The organism is Bartonella sp. MR110HLJHH, assembly GCF_042194225.1.
In the GTDB taxonomy this organism is placed as follows: domain Bacteria; phylum Pseudomonadota; class Alphaproteobacteria; order Rhizobiales; family Rhizobiaceae; genus Bartonella; species Bartonella grahamii.
In genome coordinates this window covers 198,528-214,079 of record NZ_JBHIMQ010000001.1, presented here as the reverse complement: position 1 = coordinate 214,079, position 15,552 = coordinate 198,528, and the positions used below count along the sequence as shown (strand labels likewise).

Annotated in this window: 12 protein-coding genes; 5 read left to right on the top strand and 7 right to left on the bottom strand. The window is 37.1% G+C overall.

The features are described 5' to 3' along the window. Positions 1-744, top strand: a complete 744-nt coding sequence (truA, locus tag ACFIKB_RS00840; RefSeq protein WP_375652578.1) for a tRNA pseudouridine(38-40) synthase TruA — start codon at positions 1-3, stop codon at positions 742-744. Positions 745-776: 32 nt separating this feature from the next. On the opposite strand, the gene ACFIKB_RS00835 is transcribed toward truA, so the two are convergent. Then, the gene (locus ACFIKB_RS00835; RefSeq protein ID WP_375635405.1) at positions 777-1,640 is read right to left on the bottom strand and encodes an LOG family protein; all 864 of its coding nucleotides are present in this window, start codon (positions 1,638-1,640) and stop codon (positions 777-779) included. Between the two features lie 106 nt (positions 1,641-1,746). Here ACFIKB_RS00835 and dapD point away from each other — a divergent pair, with 106 nt between their 5' ends. Both dapD and ACFIKB_RS00825 read left to right on the top strand, forming a co-directional pair. Next, entirely contained in the window at positions 1,747-2,595 is an 849-nt protein-coding gene (gene dapD / locus ACFIKB_RS00830; RefSeq protein ID WP_375635404.1) for a 2,3,4,5-tetrahydropyridine-2,6-dicarboxylate N-succinyltransferase, read from the top strand. A gap of 240 nt (positions 2,596-2,835) precedes the next feature. Next, positions 2,836-3,006: a hypothetical protein gene (locus ACFIKB_RS00825; protein WP_375635403.1), complete on the top strand. Its 171-nt coding sequence runs from the start codon at positions 2,836-2,838 to the stop codon at positions 3,004-3,006. Between the two features lie 167 nt (positions 3,007-3,173). Here the strand turns inward: ACFIKB_RS00825 and lepA are convergent, their stop codons facing one another. The 5 genes from lepA to dnaK all read right to left on the bottom strand — a co-directional run bounded on the left by lepA (position 3,174) and on the right by dnaK (position 12,328). Beyond that, complete coding sequence (gene lepA, locus ACFIKB_RS00820; RefSeq protein ID WP_012754493.1) at positions 3,174-4,979, bottom strand: translation elongation factor 4; 1,806 nt, start codon at positions 4,977-4,979, stop codon at positions 3,174-3,176. A gap of 1,448 nt (positions 4,980-6,427) precedes the next feature. Beyond that, positions 6,428-7,342, bottom strand: a complete 915-nt coding sequence (locus ACFIKB_RS00815; RefSeq protein ID WP_012754492.1) for a DMT family transporter — start codon at positions 7,340-7,342, stop codon at positions 6,428-6,430. 32 nt (positions 7,343-7,374) lie between these two features. Next, a complete protein-coding gene (gene argB, locus ACFIKB_RS00810) occupies positions 7,375-8,280 on the bottom strand; it encodes an acetylglutamate kinase (RefSeq protein ID WP_012754491.1) in 906 nt (301 codons plus the stop codon). Positions 8,281-9,136: 856 nt separating this feature from the next. Continuing rightward, the gene (gene dnaJ, locus ACFIKB_RS00805) at positions 9,137-10,279 is read right to left on the bottom strand and encodes a molecular chaperone DnaJ (protein ID WP_012754490.1); all 1,143 of its coding nucleotides are present in this window, start codon (positions 10,277-10,279) and stop codon (positions 9,137-9,139) included. Between the two features lie 156 nt (positions 10,280-10,435). Continuing rightward, positions 10,436-12,328, bottom strand: a complete 1,893-nt coding sequence (dnaK, locus tag ACFIKB_RS00800; protein ID WP_375635402.1) for a molecular chaperone DnaK — start codon at positions 12,326-12,328, stop codon at positions 10,436-10,438. Positions 12,329-13,296: 968 nt separating this feature from the next. Between dnaK and ACFIKB_RS00795 the strand changes: the two genes are divergently transcribed. Next, positions 13,297-13,851 (top strand): copper chaperone PCu(A)C, encoded by a 555-nt coding sequence (locus ACFIKB_RS00795; RefSeq protein ID WP_375652577.1) that lies wholly within the window; start codon positions 13,297-13,299, stop codon positions 13,849-13,851. 108 nt (positions 13,852-13,959) lie between these two features. Here the strand turns inward: ACFIKB_RS00795 and lysM are convergent, their stop codons facing one another. Further along, positions 13,960-14,415 (bottom strand): peptidoglycan-binding protein LysM, encoded by a 456-nt coding sequence (lysM, locus tag ACFIKB_RS00790; RefSeq protein ID WP_012754487.1) that lies wholly within the window; start codon positions 14,413-14,415, stop codon positions 13,960-13,962. Positions 14,416-14,801: 386 nt separating this feature from the next. Here lysM and ACFIKB_RS00785 point away from each other — a divergent pair, with 386 nt between their 5' ends. Beyond that, positions 14,802-15,524, top strand: coding sequence for a response regulator transcription factor (locus tag ACFIKB_RS00785; RefSeq protein ID WP_005774392.1), 723 nt, complete (start codon positions 14,802-14,804; stop codon positions 15,522-15,524). Positions 15,525-15,552 lie beyond the last annotated feature (28 nt).

The window sequence follows — 15,552 nt, the reverse complement described above, 5'->3', positions numbered from 1 at the left end:
ATGCCACGTTTTAAACTCACTCTTGAATATGATGGTTCAAATTATGCTGGTTGGCAGCGTCAAGTAAAACTTCACACTGTACAAGGAGCTCTTGAAAAGGTACTCTTTTCCTTTAGTGGACAACAATTGACCATAACAACAGCAGGAAGAACCGATGCGGGCGTACACGCTACGGGACAAGTTGCGCATGTTGATTTCATAAAAAACTGGCATCCCCATACTGTACGTGATGCGCTCAATGCTCTTTTACGTAAACAGGGAGAAGCGATTTCAATCTTAAACGTACAAAATGTCCCTGATGACTTTGATGCACGATTTTCCGCTGTAAAACGCCATTATCTTTTTAAAATTCTTAATCGTCGCTCTCCACCAGCCTTAAATGCCAAACGCGTGTGGTGGTTGCCAAAGCCTCTTAATGCTGAAGCCATGCATGAAGCTGCTCAAAAGCTTGTAGGAAAACATGATTTTACCACTTTCCGTTCCGCACATTGCCAAGCAAAAAGCCCTATTCGCACCCTTGACCGCCTCGATATTCAAAGAGAAGGTGAAGAAATTTTCCTTTATGCGCAAGCCCGTTCTTTTCTTCATCATCAAATCCGTTCATTCGCAGGAAGCCTCATGGAAGTGGGTATTGGACATTGGACAGCTCAAGATCTCGAAGCAGCTCTTCATGCTAAAGATCGTAAACATTGTGGTGTTGTTGCTCCTCCTTCAGGACTTTATTTAACCAAAGTAGAGTATTAATTATCCTTCAAGAGTGAACGTCTTAAAAGTCATTAAGGCAGTTTATAAAAAGAACGAATTTCTTCAAAAGCTTCTGCTGCTGTATTGACAAATTTCACAAAATTAACATCAGTAGGAGAAATTGTACCTTGTTCAGATAGATACTCAAAATTGATAGTATTGCTCCAAAATTCTTTGCCAAACAATAAAATTGGTACCTGTTTCATACGCCCCGTCTGTACTAAAGTTAACGTCTCAAACAATTCATCCAGAGTCCCAAATCCTCCAGGGAAGATAGCTAATGCTTTCGCTCGTACTAAAAAATGCATTTTGCGCATCCCCAAATAATGAAAATTGAAACACAAATGCGGCGACACATACGAATTAGGTTCCTGCTCATGTGGTAAAATAATATTCAAACCAATCGTTGGGGCACCAACATCACAAGCACCACGATTTCCCGCCTCCATAATTCCTGGTCCGCCCCCCGTAACAACCACAAATTCACGATATTCTGTCGTAGCAGAATAAAATGAGCACAAACGCGCAAATTCTCTCGCTTCATCGTAATAATGTGACATAGCACGCAAATTTTTCTTTTGTATTTCATTTTTTGCAGCCCATGCCGCTTGCCCAGATTCAGGAATACGCGCACCACCAAACAAAACAACTGTTGATTGAATATCATATTCTTTAAGGGTTATTTCCGGCTTTAAAAATTCAAGACCAATACGTTGTGAGCGCAACTCTGGACGCATCATAAAATCTTGATCGATATAGGCTAAACGATAAGTAGACGAACGCATTTGTGCTGAATTAGAGATTTTATGTATTTGTTGTAGAGCATCCTTCGTATGGAGAAGTGGTGTCCAATTTTCTTGTTCTCCTTTTCTTTTTTCTTTACAGCCTTTTTTCATGCACCTGTCCTACTTCCTCATCGTTTTATTGACTGAACACATTTCTTCGCGTAGTTCATAGAGAATAAACCTTGAAGCTTTCAACTTGTTTAACGGAACTCTCGTCATGCCCCATCTCACACAACTTGAAATGATTATTCAACAAGCTTTTGACGATCGCGATTCTATCGATACTACCACAAAAGGCGAAATCCGTGAGAGTGTCGAACATACATTGAACCTTCTTGATAACGGTGAAATCCGTGTTGCAGAACGACAAAAAAATGGACAATGGCATGTTCATCAATGGTTGAAAAAAGCGGTTTTGCTCTCTTTTCGGCTTAATCCTATGCAAATTATTACTGGTGGAATCAATGGAACACATTGGTGGGATAAAGTTCCTTCAAAATTCTCTGGTTGGCAAGAGACCGATTTTAAAAGTGCTGCTTTCCGTTCCGTTCCTGGAGCCATTGTACGTCATTCTGCTTACATTGCACCCAACGTTATATTGATGCCATCCTTTGTTAATCTTGGTGCTTTTGTCGATGAGGGTACAATGGTTGATACATGGACCACCGTTGGTTCTTGTGCACAAATTGGTAAACATGTCCATCTTTCTGGCGGTGTTGGTATTGGAGGTGTTTTGGAACCACTGCAAGCAAACCCAACAATCATTGAAGATCACTGCTTTATCGGTGCTCGCTCTGAAATTGTTGAAGGCTGTATTATCCGTGAAGGTGCTGTTTTGGGAATGGGAGTCTTTATTGGAAAATCTACAAAGATTATTGATCGTACAACAGGTGAAATTTTTATCGGTGAAGTACCAGCCTATTCAGTGGTTGTGCCAGGTTGTTTCCCTGGAAAACCTTTACCAAATGGTGAAGCAGGACCAAGCCTTTATTGTGCTGTTATTGTAAAACGCGTTGATCAAAAAACACGAGAAAAAACATCCATTAATGATCTTTTACGTTCTTAGACACAAGATTAATTCACAATAATATTTCATCGTTTTTTTACTTGAATAATAACCTCGAATACAAAAATTCTCTCATTTCAAATCCTTTCATAGTGAATCTAATCACTATCATTTCCTTGCGTGTTACAAACGCAGTTGGTGTGTGGGCAAGAGACACTTTAAGAAAAGAGTAAAAATATTTTTAATGAAAATTCTCTCAAATGATAAGGACTGTCATAATATTTTGAGCTAAAAAAGAGTATGATAGATGCGCTTTGCACCTTTATGACGCGTAAAGACGGTGATGCCAAATGGATTTTATATCATTCACAGTGTATGTTACTTTATATTTTTCACAGCCTCCATTGTGAAATGGAATTTGATGCATTGAGTGATGATTCACTAAAACAAGCACACCAATATGCAACATAAATGTATTTCGTTTAAAGCATTCTGTTTTACGTGAGAAGCATGACATCATTACGCAATACACAAAAACATGAAGCACAGCGCAATTCTATTTAAAAGTGTTCTTTAAGCACCTGAATCAATTAATAAAAGCAAAAGCGCAATCAATAAGAGAAATACTCCTTTTTTCATTATTTGTTCATTTTGAGTGCTTGAATAAATGCCGATTGTGGAATTTCTACTTTTCCAAATTGACGCATCCGCTTTTTGCCTTCTTTTTGCTTTTCCAAAAGTTTGCGCTTACGCGTGACATCACCCCCGTAACATTTCGCTGTTACATCTTTACGCAAAGCACGAATTGTTTCGCGCGCTATAACTTTACCACCAATAGCCGCTTGAACTGGAATCTGAAACATATGCTGGGGAATAAGATCTTTCAGCTTTTCACACATGGAACGCCCGCGCTTTTCTGCAATCGTGCGGTGCACAAGCATAGACAATGCATCTATAGACTCTCCATTTACCAAAATAGACATTTTAACTAAATCCCCTTCTGCATAATCTGCCATCTGATAATCAAAAGAAGCATAACCCTTTGAGATTGATTTTAGCCGATCATAAAAATCAAAAACAACTTCATTCAGTGGTAAATCGTACGTTACCATAGCACGGGTTCCAACATAGGACAAACCAGCTTGTATCCCCCGCCGCTCTTGGCATAGCTCTAAAATTGACCCAAGATAATTATCAGGAGTCATGATTGTCGCCCGAATCCATGGTTCTTCGATTGAAGAAATTTTAACCACATCAGGCATATCCGCTGGATTGTGCAACTCTTTAACAGAACCATCATTCATATTCATGCGATAAACAACCGAAGGTGCAGTCGCGATTAAATCCAAATTAAACTCACGCTCTAATCGCTCTTGAATAATTTCAAGATGAAGAAGTCCCAAAAAGCCACAGCGAAAACCAAATCCCAAAGCCGCGGATGTTTCCATTTCAAAAGAAAAACTCGCATCATTTAAGCGTAATTTGCCCATGGCTGCACGTAAATCATCAAAATCGGCAGCATCAATTGGAAAAAGACCACAAAATACAACTGGTTGCGCCGGCTTAAAACCAGGCAAAGCATTTTCACAAGGACGGCGCTCTTCAGTAATCGTATCCCCAACCCGTGTATCTGCTACTTCTTTGATAGAGGCAGTGATAAAACCAATCTCGCCTGGTCCTAACTCATCAACTTGTACCATTTTAGGTGTAAACACCCCAACGCGCTCAACTGGATATTTTGCTCCCGTACCCATCATACGAATGGTTTGGCCTTTTTTTAAAATACCATCTATCACTCGTACCAAAACAATGACACCAAGATATGCATCATACCAGCTATCAACCAACATTGCTTTCAAGGGATTTGCAACATCGCCTGTATGTGGAGGTGGTAATTGTGTAACAATTGCCTCCAAAACATCAGGAACACCCAAACCTGTTTTTGCTGATATTTCTACTGCTTGAGATGTATCAATGCCTATCACATCTTCAATTTGTTCTTTAACACGCTCAGGTTCTGCTGCTGGAAGATCAACTTTATTGAGTACAACAACCAACTCATGGGAATTATCAATGGCTTGATAAACATTTGCTAACGTCTGCGCCTCTACACCTTGGCTTGCATCCACCACCAACAGAGAACCTTCACAAGCTGCCAATGAACGCGAAACCTCATAAGCAAAATCCACATGACCAGGTGTATCCATAAGATTTAAAATATAGGTTTCACCATTCTTTGCCTTATAGTGTAAACGTACCGTTTGTGCTTTAATAGTAATTCCACGTTCACGCTCAATATCCATGGAATCGAGTACTTGTTCTTTCATCTCACGTGTATCAAGTCCACCTGTTATTTGAATCAAACGATCAGCTAAAGTGGATTTGCCGTGATCAATATGCGCCACGATGGAAAAATTACGAATATAATTACGATCTATTGTCATATAAGGCGATTTAGCAAAGAATAATACAAAACGCAAAGACCAATTATGCTCCGGCTTCTATCAAAAGAATATAAACCTAAAAAGCTTCTCAAAACACAACTTTTCATAACCTAAAAAATGAGGCTTTTATTTGCTAAATTAAATCCAACGGTACTAAAATGATATTTTCACATCTTATTTTATGACTCATATGCTGGATAAACCGGCACCATCACACATTTTGCCAACCTCCAATGTTGCAACAATCCTTTACACTTGAAAGAGTTTATAAGAGATATGCCTTTCTTGTACAGTTTTTACCCACATGGACCACCTTCTTGTAACGTGTAAGCAAGTAGATTTGGATTGATTTAATATGAAAACGATTTGAAGTGAGAAAGTTTTACGGTATTCAGGATTCTAATTCAATGTGAATAATTCTATATTAATTATAAATCAATATGTTATAATATTTATATGATGGGCGTGTATATCACTTAAGCTTGCAATAAAATTCGCAGGAAGTGCTTTTTTATTTATACGCAATAACCTGCTTTTTTAGCAATCTTATATAAAATAACATGAATATCGAGGGAGTTTCTTCTCAATTTTTAAAACTTTAGAAATATGCTCTATTGAGTGATCTTTTTATGTACTTTTTATACAACTCCTTCCTCCGTCCATTAAAGATAAAAAACACCAATCCTCTTCGATTCATTGGATAATGCATTAATTTATAATGATCGTTTATTGTTTTTCAATTTAAATTAAAACTCTGAATATCGCGAGCCTTTCTCATTTTAAATCTTTTCATAATGAATCAATCAAATTTTTTGCTTCCCCATTATAAAACAGGGCTAGTATATGGATAAAAACGTTTAAGAAATGAGTAAACATGCCTCTCTCTTTTAAATGCCAAAGGCTGTCGTAATATTGAGAACTGACAAAGAAAATGCTAGTGCCTTTTATTTAAGTAAAACGATGATGCTCTGTGGTTTTTCTATACTTCACGCGGACCGTCAATGAATATGATGTATATTAAGAAAATTGTCTTTTTAAAAAACGCGTTAATATACAACATTATGGGAAGCTGCTTTAGGCGTTCTATTTTACGTGAAAAGCGTGATCCCATGAAATAACAAAAGGAATAACGTGCAACGGTGCGTAATTTTTATTATTCAAAAAAATTACCATGGATGTTTTTGAAAATTGTAAAGCTAAATTTAACAATAACAGTAAAGATGAGTGTTGTTTTTTGTCTTTACCACTTCATGCTTTGACTCAATGAAGGTTGGCTTCCCGTTTCAGAGGTTAAGCAAACAGATAAATATTATTACTCCAATTTGCTATACAAAAGCTGGAATAGCTTATAAAGCCTCCTTATCTTCATATTTTAAAAAAGCCTCAAAAATGAAAACTTTGCAAGCAAAAATCTCATGTAATAAAATCATAATAGCAAAGGTGCATAGCTAATCAATTTTTTCAATTGCTTTATTTTTTTTACGCCATTGTGAAGGTTGTAATTCAGCCACAATGATCCCAATCAGAATAAGCAAGCCACCTAATAATGCTAACGGGGATAAATGCTCTCCAGCCAAACGCCCAACAATACCAGCCCATACCGGTTCACCTGCGTAAATGAGTGTTGCACGTGTAGGAGAAATAGACTTTTGTGCCCAATTCATAGCCAATTGAATGATGGCACTCATTAATGCCAATCCGATGCCAATACTAAACCATACCCACGAAAATTCAGGAATGCTTTCACCCATCAAAGGCATACAAGAAAATGAAAAAAAACCACTAAAAAATAACTGAATAATGGTCACACGCCGACTATCAACCTTATTGGCAAAAATTCCGATGAGTATGACTTCTCCAGCAATCGCTAAAGCGCCTAACAAAGTCAAAATTTCGCCTTTTGAAAAATCAAAATTCCCCGGCTTTTGTCCTGAAACAAGAACAAGCCCAATAAAAGCGAAAACAATACCAACCCAACAAGCAAAACGGGGAGGTTTTTTAAAAACAATCCATTGCAAGATTGGAACCATCGGTACATAAAGCGCTGTAATAAAAGCCGACTGACTACTAATAATCGTTTGAAGTCCAGCTGCTTGAAAAGCATAACCTAAAAACATGGCTAAACCAATCGCCATCCCAGCGAAAACTTCATAAACCGTTATACCTTTTATAGAGCGCCAAAAAATTGCTCCACATATAAGAGATGCAATAATAAAACGAAATCCAACAAAAAACAGGGGACCACTATAGCGTACCGCAATATGAATGACTAAAAATGTAATACCCCACAATATTGTTGCAGCAAATATTGCCAATTCTGGCTTACTTAATAAAGGATATTTAAGCTGTTTTATATTTGTCATGAAAGGCTTTCTCCTCCAATTTTCCGCACAATTTATGAAACAATAAGCGTTCCAACTCCCTGTTCGGTAAACAGTTCTAGTAAAACAGAATGAGGAGTTTTACCATTTAAAATGACAACACCTTCCACACCATTTTGAAGGGCTTTTATACAAGTCTCTACTTTTGGAATCATGCCTCCTGAAATTGTCCCATTTTTGATAAGTTTCTCTGCTTCAGAAACTGTCAATTCTTTTAAAAGTTGGCCCTGTTTATCCAAAACACCAGGAACATCAGTGAGAAATAAAAGGCGTTTAGCCTCTAATGCACCAGCAATAGCCCCAGCAAAAATATCAGCATTAATATTATAGGTTTTTCCATCGCGTCCTGGAGCCACAGGAGCAAGAACTGGTATCATTTCAGAACATGCTAAAAGATCCAGCAATGTGCGATCAACTTCAATAGGCTCACCAACAAATCCCAAATCTAAAACACGTTCAATATTCGAATCAGGATCAATGACAGTTTTATAAGCCTTTTCGGCAAAAACCATATTGCCGTCCTTACCACATAATCCTATTGCCCATTCACCCTCTGCATTGATGAGAGCGACAATTTCTTTGTTTATGGAACCGGCCAAAACCATTTCAACGACTTCAACGATCCGCTCGTCGGTTACGCGTAAACCGTTTTCAAATCGTGATTCAATCCCCATTTTCATCAAAATTTCAGCAATTTGAGGTCCTCCACCATGAACAACAACAGGGTTAATCCCCGATTGCTTTAATAGAGCAATATCACGCGCAAATGCTCGCCCCAAGGCAGGATCACCCATAGCATGACCGCCATATTTTACCACAACCGTTTCATTTTCGTATTTTTGCATATATGGTAAAGCAGACGATAGAAATGCTGCTTGTTTTTCTAAAACATCTACAGCACCGTTTTTAGCATCATCCATTAATAGAGCCTCCTCATCACTTTTTACCATCTCTTAGTGGAATTTAGGAAAAGTAATAACGAAATGAAACAAGAAAACAACTTCCTCAAAAAACTGACAGCGAAAAATTAAACAAAACAGGCGTACAAAACGTTATTATTTTATGATTTTATGTATAAAATTGAAAAGCAAAGTTCTGAAAAAATTTTAAAGCTATGCCGTACATTCGACTCGTTAGTTTATGCTTATGGATACTTAACAATGAATAAGAATATATACAACCATTGATTTTGTAAGATAAAAACAAAATTTTCTTATAATAATAAAATAATAATAAAATTAACAGATCACCAAGATAAGAAGTAGATTGACTTAGCTCTGTAACCTTATCCAAGCAATTTTTAAGACTATCAAAAATGCCAAAAATAAAATTGGTTATGAGGAATTGATATTTTATTTGAAAAAGATGGATTGTCTAACAGCTTATTTAGCTACTTCTTGATAGGCTACTACCTATTTGACAGTTTTAGTATAGGGCTTTTAAAAAGACATTTTGAGTAAAACAATAAATACAAAAAATGCTGAATGCATAAAGGCAGTTATCATGACACTGGAAATTAGTCACTCAATTGCGTTCTTCTTGTATGGATAAGCCCTTTTTAAAATATCATAGATACTCAAAAATAAGACTTATCCATAAAACTCGTGAAATGTAAAAAACTATCAGCGGCAGGCACTTACTTACCCTAAATTAATCGTTTCTCTCTTTTCTTTTCAAGAAAAAAATGCTTTTCACAGATAAATAAGACTATAGAAAGCTTAATTAAAATAACCTTCCAAAAGTTTTTTCTAATCTATTCTGAGAACATTCACATATTTAACCAGAAATATTTTCAAAAAATTCCTTCATACGTGAAAAAAAGCCATGTGATTGCGGTGAATTCTCATGATTTGAAAGTTTTTCAAATTTTTGCAATAGTTCACGTTGTTCTTGCGTTAATTTTTGTGGTGTCTCAATCGTGATATGGATGTAAAGGTCACCCCTTGCTTGCTGCCGACGCAACATGGGCATACCCTTACCCTTAAGGCGGAATTGACGTCCATTTTGTGTCCCTTCTGGGATCTTAACACGTGCTTTAACACCATCAAGATCGGAAACTTCAAACTCTCCTCCTAAAGCAGCTGTTACCATTGAAATAGGAACGCGACAGTGAAGATCTGCTCCTTCTCGCTGAAAAAACTCATGCGGTTTAACGGAAAGGAAAATATAAAGATCACCATTGGGGCCACCACGAATACCAGCATCACCCTCACCAGAAAGGCGAATACGCGTTCCATCTTCAATACCAGCTGGAACATTCACGCTCAATGAACGTTTTTTCTCTATGCGTCGTGTCCCCTGACATTTTGGGCATGGATCCGTAATAGTTTCACCACGTCCATGACATGAAGGACATGTTCGCTCAATAGAAAAGAAACCTTGTGCAGCACGCACACGACCAGATCCATGACATGTTCCACAAACTTGCGGCTTAGAACCCTTTCTCGCTCCTGATCCTTCACAAACATCGCACGTAACGGAACTGGGAATAGTAATTTCTGCAGTTTTTCCTGAAAATACCTCTTCTAAGGTTATTTCCATATTATAACTCAGATCTGCACCACGTTCGCGACCATCACCACGCTTACGGTGCGCACCTCCCATAATTTCGCCAAAAAAATCTTCAAAAATATCAGCAAATCCACCACCAGCAGCAAAACCTCCAAAGGGATTTGCTCCTCCTTGACTACCGCTATTTTCAAAAGCCGCATGACCAAATCGATCATAAGCAGCACGCTTTTGGGGATCTTTGAGGACTTCGTAGGCTTCGCCAATTTCTTTGAATTTTCGCTCTGCCTCTTTATCCCCGGCGTTGCGATCAGGATGATATTGCATTGCCAACTTACGAAAAGCAGATTTCAACTTTTTATCATCACATTCACGAGTCACGCCAAGAATTTCATAATAGTCAACCTTCATCATGTATTCCTGATAATTTCTCTGTCATCCATCTTATGGATAAGATTGCTTTTAATTTATATTTTTAGCAACAAAGTTGCAACTCACTCAAATAATAAAGCCCAGCCTTATATTTCAAAGGCCGGGTTTATAAATTAATCAACACACATGCTGACACTATTTCTTCTTATCATTAACTTCTTCAAAATCAGCATCAACAACATCATCATTCTTTGCATCTGTTTCAGTGTCAGCGCCCGCTGCTTGTGAAGCTTCATACATAGCCTGTCCAAGCTTCATACTGACTTCAGCTAATTTTTGCATCTTTGTTGTTACTTCTTCAGTATCACTGCCTTCAAGCGCAGATTTCAAATCAGATATTGCTGTTTCAATCTGTCCTTTTTCTTCAGCTGATACTTTATCGCCATATTCACTGAGTGACTTTTCAGTTGAATGAATAAGAGCTTCCGCTTGATTTCTGGCTTCAACACCTTCACGGCGTTTTTTATCCTCAGCTGCATGCTCTTCCGCATCCTGTACCATTTTTTCAATATCAGCATCACTTAAACCACCTGATGCCTGAATACGAATTTGATGCTCTTTACCAGTTCCCTTATCTTTGGCCGAAACATTAACAATACCATTCGCATCAATATCAAAAGTAACTTCAATTTGAGGTATACCACGTGGTGCTGGAGGAATACCAACAAGATCAAATTGAGCCAATAACTTATTATCGCTCGCCATTTCCCGTTCACCTTGGAAAACACGAATGGTCACAGCACTCTGGTTATCATCAGCTGTTGAAAAAACTTGAGATTTTTTTGTTGGGATAGTGGTATTACGCTCAATGAGACGTGTGAAAACACCACCCAAGGTTTCGATCCCCAAGGATAAAGGTGTTACATCTAGAAGCAAAACGTCTTTGACATCGCCTTGCAATACACCCCCTTGAATGGCAGCACCCATTGCAACAACTTCATCAGGATTAACGCCTTTGTGTGGATCCTTACCAAAGAAGCTTTGCACGACTTGCTGAATCTTGGGCATACGTGTCATACCACCCACTAAAACAACTTCGTCAATCTCACCGGCCTTTAATCCAGCATCTTTTAACGCAGCTTTACAAGGCTCGATGGTGCGCTGCACTAAATCGTCAACCAGAGATTCAAATTTTGCCCGAGTCAATTTCATTGTTAAGTGCTTGGGACCTGATTGATCTGCCGTGATAAATGGTAAATTGATTTCTGTTTGCTGTGACGAAGAAAGCTCAATTTTTGCTTTTTCTGCCGCTTCTTTTAAGCGCTGTAAAGCTAATTTATCATTTTTCAGATCAATTCCTTGCTCTTTCTTAAACTCATCGGCAAAATAACCGACCAAGCGCATATCAAAGTCTTCACCCCCTAAAAACGTATCTCCATTGGTTGATTTAACTTCAAAAACGCCATCTCCAATTTCAAGTACTGAAATATCAAATGTACCACCACCAAGGTCGTAAACAGCAATTGTCTTTCCGTCTTTTTTGTCCAAACCATAAGCTAAAGCAGCAGCAGTGGGCTCATTAATAATCCGTAAAACTTCAAGTCCAGCAATTTTACCCGCATCTTTAGTCGCTTGACGTTGCGCATCATTAAAATAAGCAGGAACAGTAATAACCGCTTGTTCAACTTTTTCACCCAGATAAGATTCTGCTGTTTCCTTCATCTTTTGCAAAATCATAGCTGAAATTTGCGATGGAGAATATTTCTTACCCGCTTCTTCAACCCATGCATCACCATTGTCACCTTTAACAATTTTATAAGGCACAAGTGCTTTATCTTTTTCAACCATAGGATCATCAAAACGACGCCCTATCAAACGTTTAACTGCAAAAACTGTCCCTTCGGGATTTGTTACCGCCTGCCGTTTAGCAGGCTGTCCAACAAGCCGCTCTCCCCCATCAGTAAAGGCAACAACGGAAGGTGTTGTTCGTGCTCCTTCTGAGTTCTCGATAACCTTTGCGTTTTTGCCATCCATAACAGCCACACAAGAGTTCGTTGTCCCCAAATCAATACCAATTACTTTTGCCATATTATAATCTCCATTCAGCAAGCTACCTCAACCTTCATAAAGCATCTTTTTAAGACAGCTCCTCATAACACTCAAAGCCCATACATTGCTTCAAGCAACATAAAATAATAAAAAATTGCAAGTCGCAATAAGCCTTGCTGCCTCGTATATAAGAACAGGCTTTTATTGCTACAAGAGAATAATGAGAGAAACATCTCCAAAATAAAAAATTTATTTTAAAATAGGCGCTTTAATGCCCCATAAATACCATATTTATGAGAAACTTGAGATCATAATATATTTTTCTTGCAATTCTCAATAAATATATCTTTCTATAAAAATTAAAAAAACAAAAGAGTGATTGCACTCTCGCTCTTGATCTTCTCATCATTAATAAAATGATACTCACGTAAAAGCTTTTTAAAAGGCGAATAATTTATATCACGAATATTATAAATTTTCCTTGGACTAAAATAGTCATCATATCTAATGCTCATATCAGTAGAGGTATTATCTATCGATCTCCTTTCAAAAATTCTCCTTTTAACGGTCTCATTGTTTACTGCTATTTGAAAGATGTGTTTTAAACTCACCTAAAGCGTTTTTTCTTAACTGTATAATTTTGAACTTGAAAATATATAAAAATGCCTCTGTATAAATGCTTTAAAATACCAAGAGCTGTCGTAATATTAAAAATTGGTAAAGTAGTTGATGATTGCTCTGTGTTATATATTTATTAAGTAAAATAGCAGTGCATCATAGATTTTATACCATTTACAAACACTATTATGAGATGAACACGGAAGCGTTAAGAGGTGTGTTGTCATTGTAAACCTTATTGTCTTCCTTTAAAATCAAAGAATTCTATGATTTTTATTCTCATATTCAAATCAATTTCATTTTAGCATTTCTTTCTTTTATTTTAAATAAAAGCTCTGCTAAAATGAAAAGTTATTCAAAGTGTGAATCTTATGAAGGAGGGTAAATCAATGATGACATCTATTATTAAGAAAATAACAAATCTTATCTTTAAGAATATAATAAATACACAATATCCATACAAAAAGGTTATCATAAATATCGTGTGTGCTCTTCTCTTTGTTGGTATAACCCTGCCTGCAGGTGCTCAGCAATATCAACTTGGCGACATAGAAATTCTCAATCCTTGGACACGCGAAACACTTAGAGGTATAAGAGTTGGTAGCGGTTATCTCTACATTATTAATCACAGTAATACCCCAGACCGTTTGGTTTCTATTTCCACAAACGGAGTAAAAAAAACAGAGATACACTCTATGGCTGTCGTTAATGATATTATGAAAATGGAAAAAATGCACAATGGCATTGAAATTCCAGGAAATGGCGAAATCACGCTTAAGCCTGGCGGTGATCATATTATGTTTATGGGGCTTTCACAACCATTCAAGTTAGGTGATAAAATTAGCGCAAAATTGACATTTGAGAAAGCAGGAACGATTGATGTTGATTTCTCTGTAAACGCTATGAAAGCACCATCACCTTCTAAATCCTCTCCTAGCCACTAAGCTCCTTTTTTATAATACACACTCTTAAAATGAAGAAGCGTGAAATTTTTGTACGCTTCTTTATTTTTTGTTTAATGCCATCAGTAAAAAATTCTCCCCTTTGATGAATTAACTATGGTCAATTTCAGGAATACGTAAAACTTGTCCAGGATAAATTTTATCGGGAGATTTTAGCATTGGCTTATTGGCTTCAAAAATAAACGTGTTTTTATTACCTTGCCCTTTTCCATAAACCTCTTCAGCAATTTTCCAAAGATTATCACCAGATTTAACCTCATAAAAGCGAGAAGGTTTTCTGGGCGTTGTATCTATAACCTTTAATTGATCAACATCTACAGAAGAGATACCTTGTGAATTGCCAACAACCAGCAATGCTTTTTCAAGTGTTTCCCTGTCTGGAACTTCACCACTTAAAATAGCTTTACCGTCTTCAACTTGAATATTTACTTTTTCTGTACCGAGTTGAAAATGATCAAATGCTGTCTTAAAATCTTTTTCTTTTGGTTCATGGTCCCCAATACCTAACTTTTCCCCTACAGTTTTAATAAAATTAAAAAATCCCATTACAACCTCCTTTCGTGTAGCAGAAACAAATTTTTGTGCATATATTGCCACATTCTTTTCTTTGCTCTTAAAACACATAGGCATATTTTCTAAACTTCAACAATCAAAACTATACCTGTTCAATTATGGGACAAATACAATAATCAACTTGGTAATAAACCTTGATAAAAAAAGCCTTTATGAAAATTTTCTCTCAAACGAAGGGATCTTAATAGACGTAGAAACATTATAAATTATGAAAGCAAAACAAGATTTTACAGTAATGACAAAAGGTTTTTTACTTTGCTACAATTTGTATCATATTTGTTTTGCAAAAAAAATATGAACTCCCATATAAATAAGTGTGGGTAATTTGCTACCACAGCAATAGAAAGGTCTAAGAAACCATGAAAGATACACCAACAATCACACAAACGATTGTACTTGTTGATGATGATCGCAATATTTTGACGTCTTTATCTTTTGCGCTTGAGACAGAAGGCTATCGAGTTGAAAGCTATACAGATGGAGCATCCGCACTCAAGGGTCTCACACTTCACCCTCCACACTTAGCTATTTTTGATATTAAAATGCCCCGAATGGATGGGATGGAACTCTTGCGTCGTTTACGTCAAAAATCTGATCTTCCAGTTATTTTTCTTACCTCTAAAGATGATGAAATTGATGAATTATTTGGTCTCAAAATGGGAGCTGATGATTTTATTACTAAACCTTTCTCCCAACGTCTTCTCATTGAACGCGTGAAAGCCATTTTGCGCCGTTCTAATGCACGTAACCAACCACTTTCTACAGGAACTTCTTCCACCTCTTCTCTCAAACGTGGAGATCTTGTGATGGATCAAGAACGCCACACCTGTACATGGAAAGATAAACCTGTTATTTTAACCGTTACGGAGTTTTTGATTCTGCAAACCTTAGCACAAAGACCAGGAGTTGTAAAAAGTCGTGATGCTTTAATGGATGCTGCCTATAGTGATCAAGTCTACGTAGATGATCGCACCATTGATAGTCACATTAAACGTCTGCGTAAAAAGTTTAAACAAGTGGATGATGATTTTGCAATGATTGAAACACTTTATGGTGTAGGTTATCGTTTCCACGAGGTATAAAACTACTTTGTCGCAAAAATTTGAACGG

What these genes read in the sequence shown, in the direction of transcription:
- ACFIKB_RS00795 (WP_375652577.1), top strand. Translation starts at nt 13,297, where the DNA reads ATGATGACATCTATTATTAAGAAAATAACAAATCTTATCTTTAAGAAT.
- lepA (WP_012754493.1), bottom strand. Translation starts at nt 4,979, where the DNA reads ATGACAATAGATCGTAATTATATTCGTAATTTTTCCATCGTGGCGCAT.
- dnaK (WP_375635402.1), bottom strand. Translation starts at nt 12,328, where the DNA reads ATGGCAAAAGTAATTGGTATTGATTTGGGGACAACGAACTCTTGTGTG.
- ACFIKB_RS00835 (WP_375635405.1), bottom strand. Translation starts at nt 1,640, where the DNA reads ATGAAAAAAGGCTGTAAAGAAAAAAGAAAAGGAGAACAAGAAAATTGG.
- lysM (WP_012754487.1), bottom strand. Translation starts at nt 14,415, where the DNA reads ATGGGATTTTTTAATTTTATTAAAACTGTAGGGGAAAAGTTAGGTATT.
- dnaJ (WP_012754490.1), bottom strand. Translation starts at nt 10,279, where the DNA reads ATGAAGGTTGACTATTATGAAATTCTTGGCGTGACTCGTGAATGTGAT.
- ACFIKB_RS00785 (WP_005774392.1), top strand. Translation starts at nt 14,802, where the DNA reads ATGAAAGATACACCAACAATCACACAAACGATTGTACTTGTTGATGAT.
- ACFIKB_RS00815 (WP_012754492.1), bottom strand. Translation starts at nt 7,342, where the DNA reads ATGACAAATATAAAACAGCTTAAATATCCTTTATTAAGTAAGCCAGAA.
- ACFIKB_RS00825 (WP_375635403.1), top strand. Translation starts at nt 2,836, where the DNA reads ATGATAGATGCGCTTTGCACCTTTATGACGCGTAAAGACGGTGATGCC.
- dapD (WP_375635404.1), top strand. Translation starts at nt 1,747, where the DNA reads ATGCCCCATCTCACACAACTTGAAATGATTATTCAACAAGCTTTTGAC.
- truA (WP_375652578.1), top strand. Translation starts at nt 1, where the DNA reads ATGCCACGTTTTAAACTCACTCTTGAATATGATGGTTCAAATTATGCT.
- argB (WP_012754491.1), bottom strand. Translation starts at nt 8,280, where the DNA reads ATGGATGATGCTAAAAACGGTGCTGTAGATGTTTTAGAAAAACAAGCA.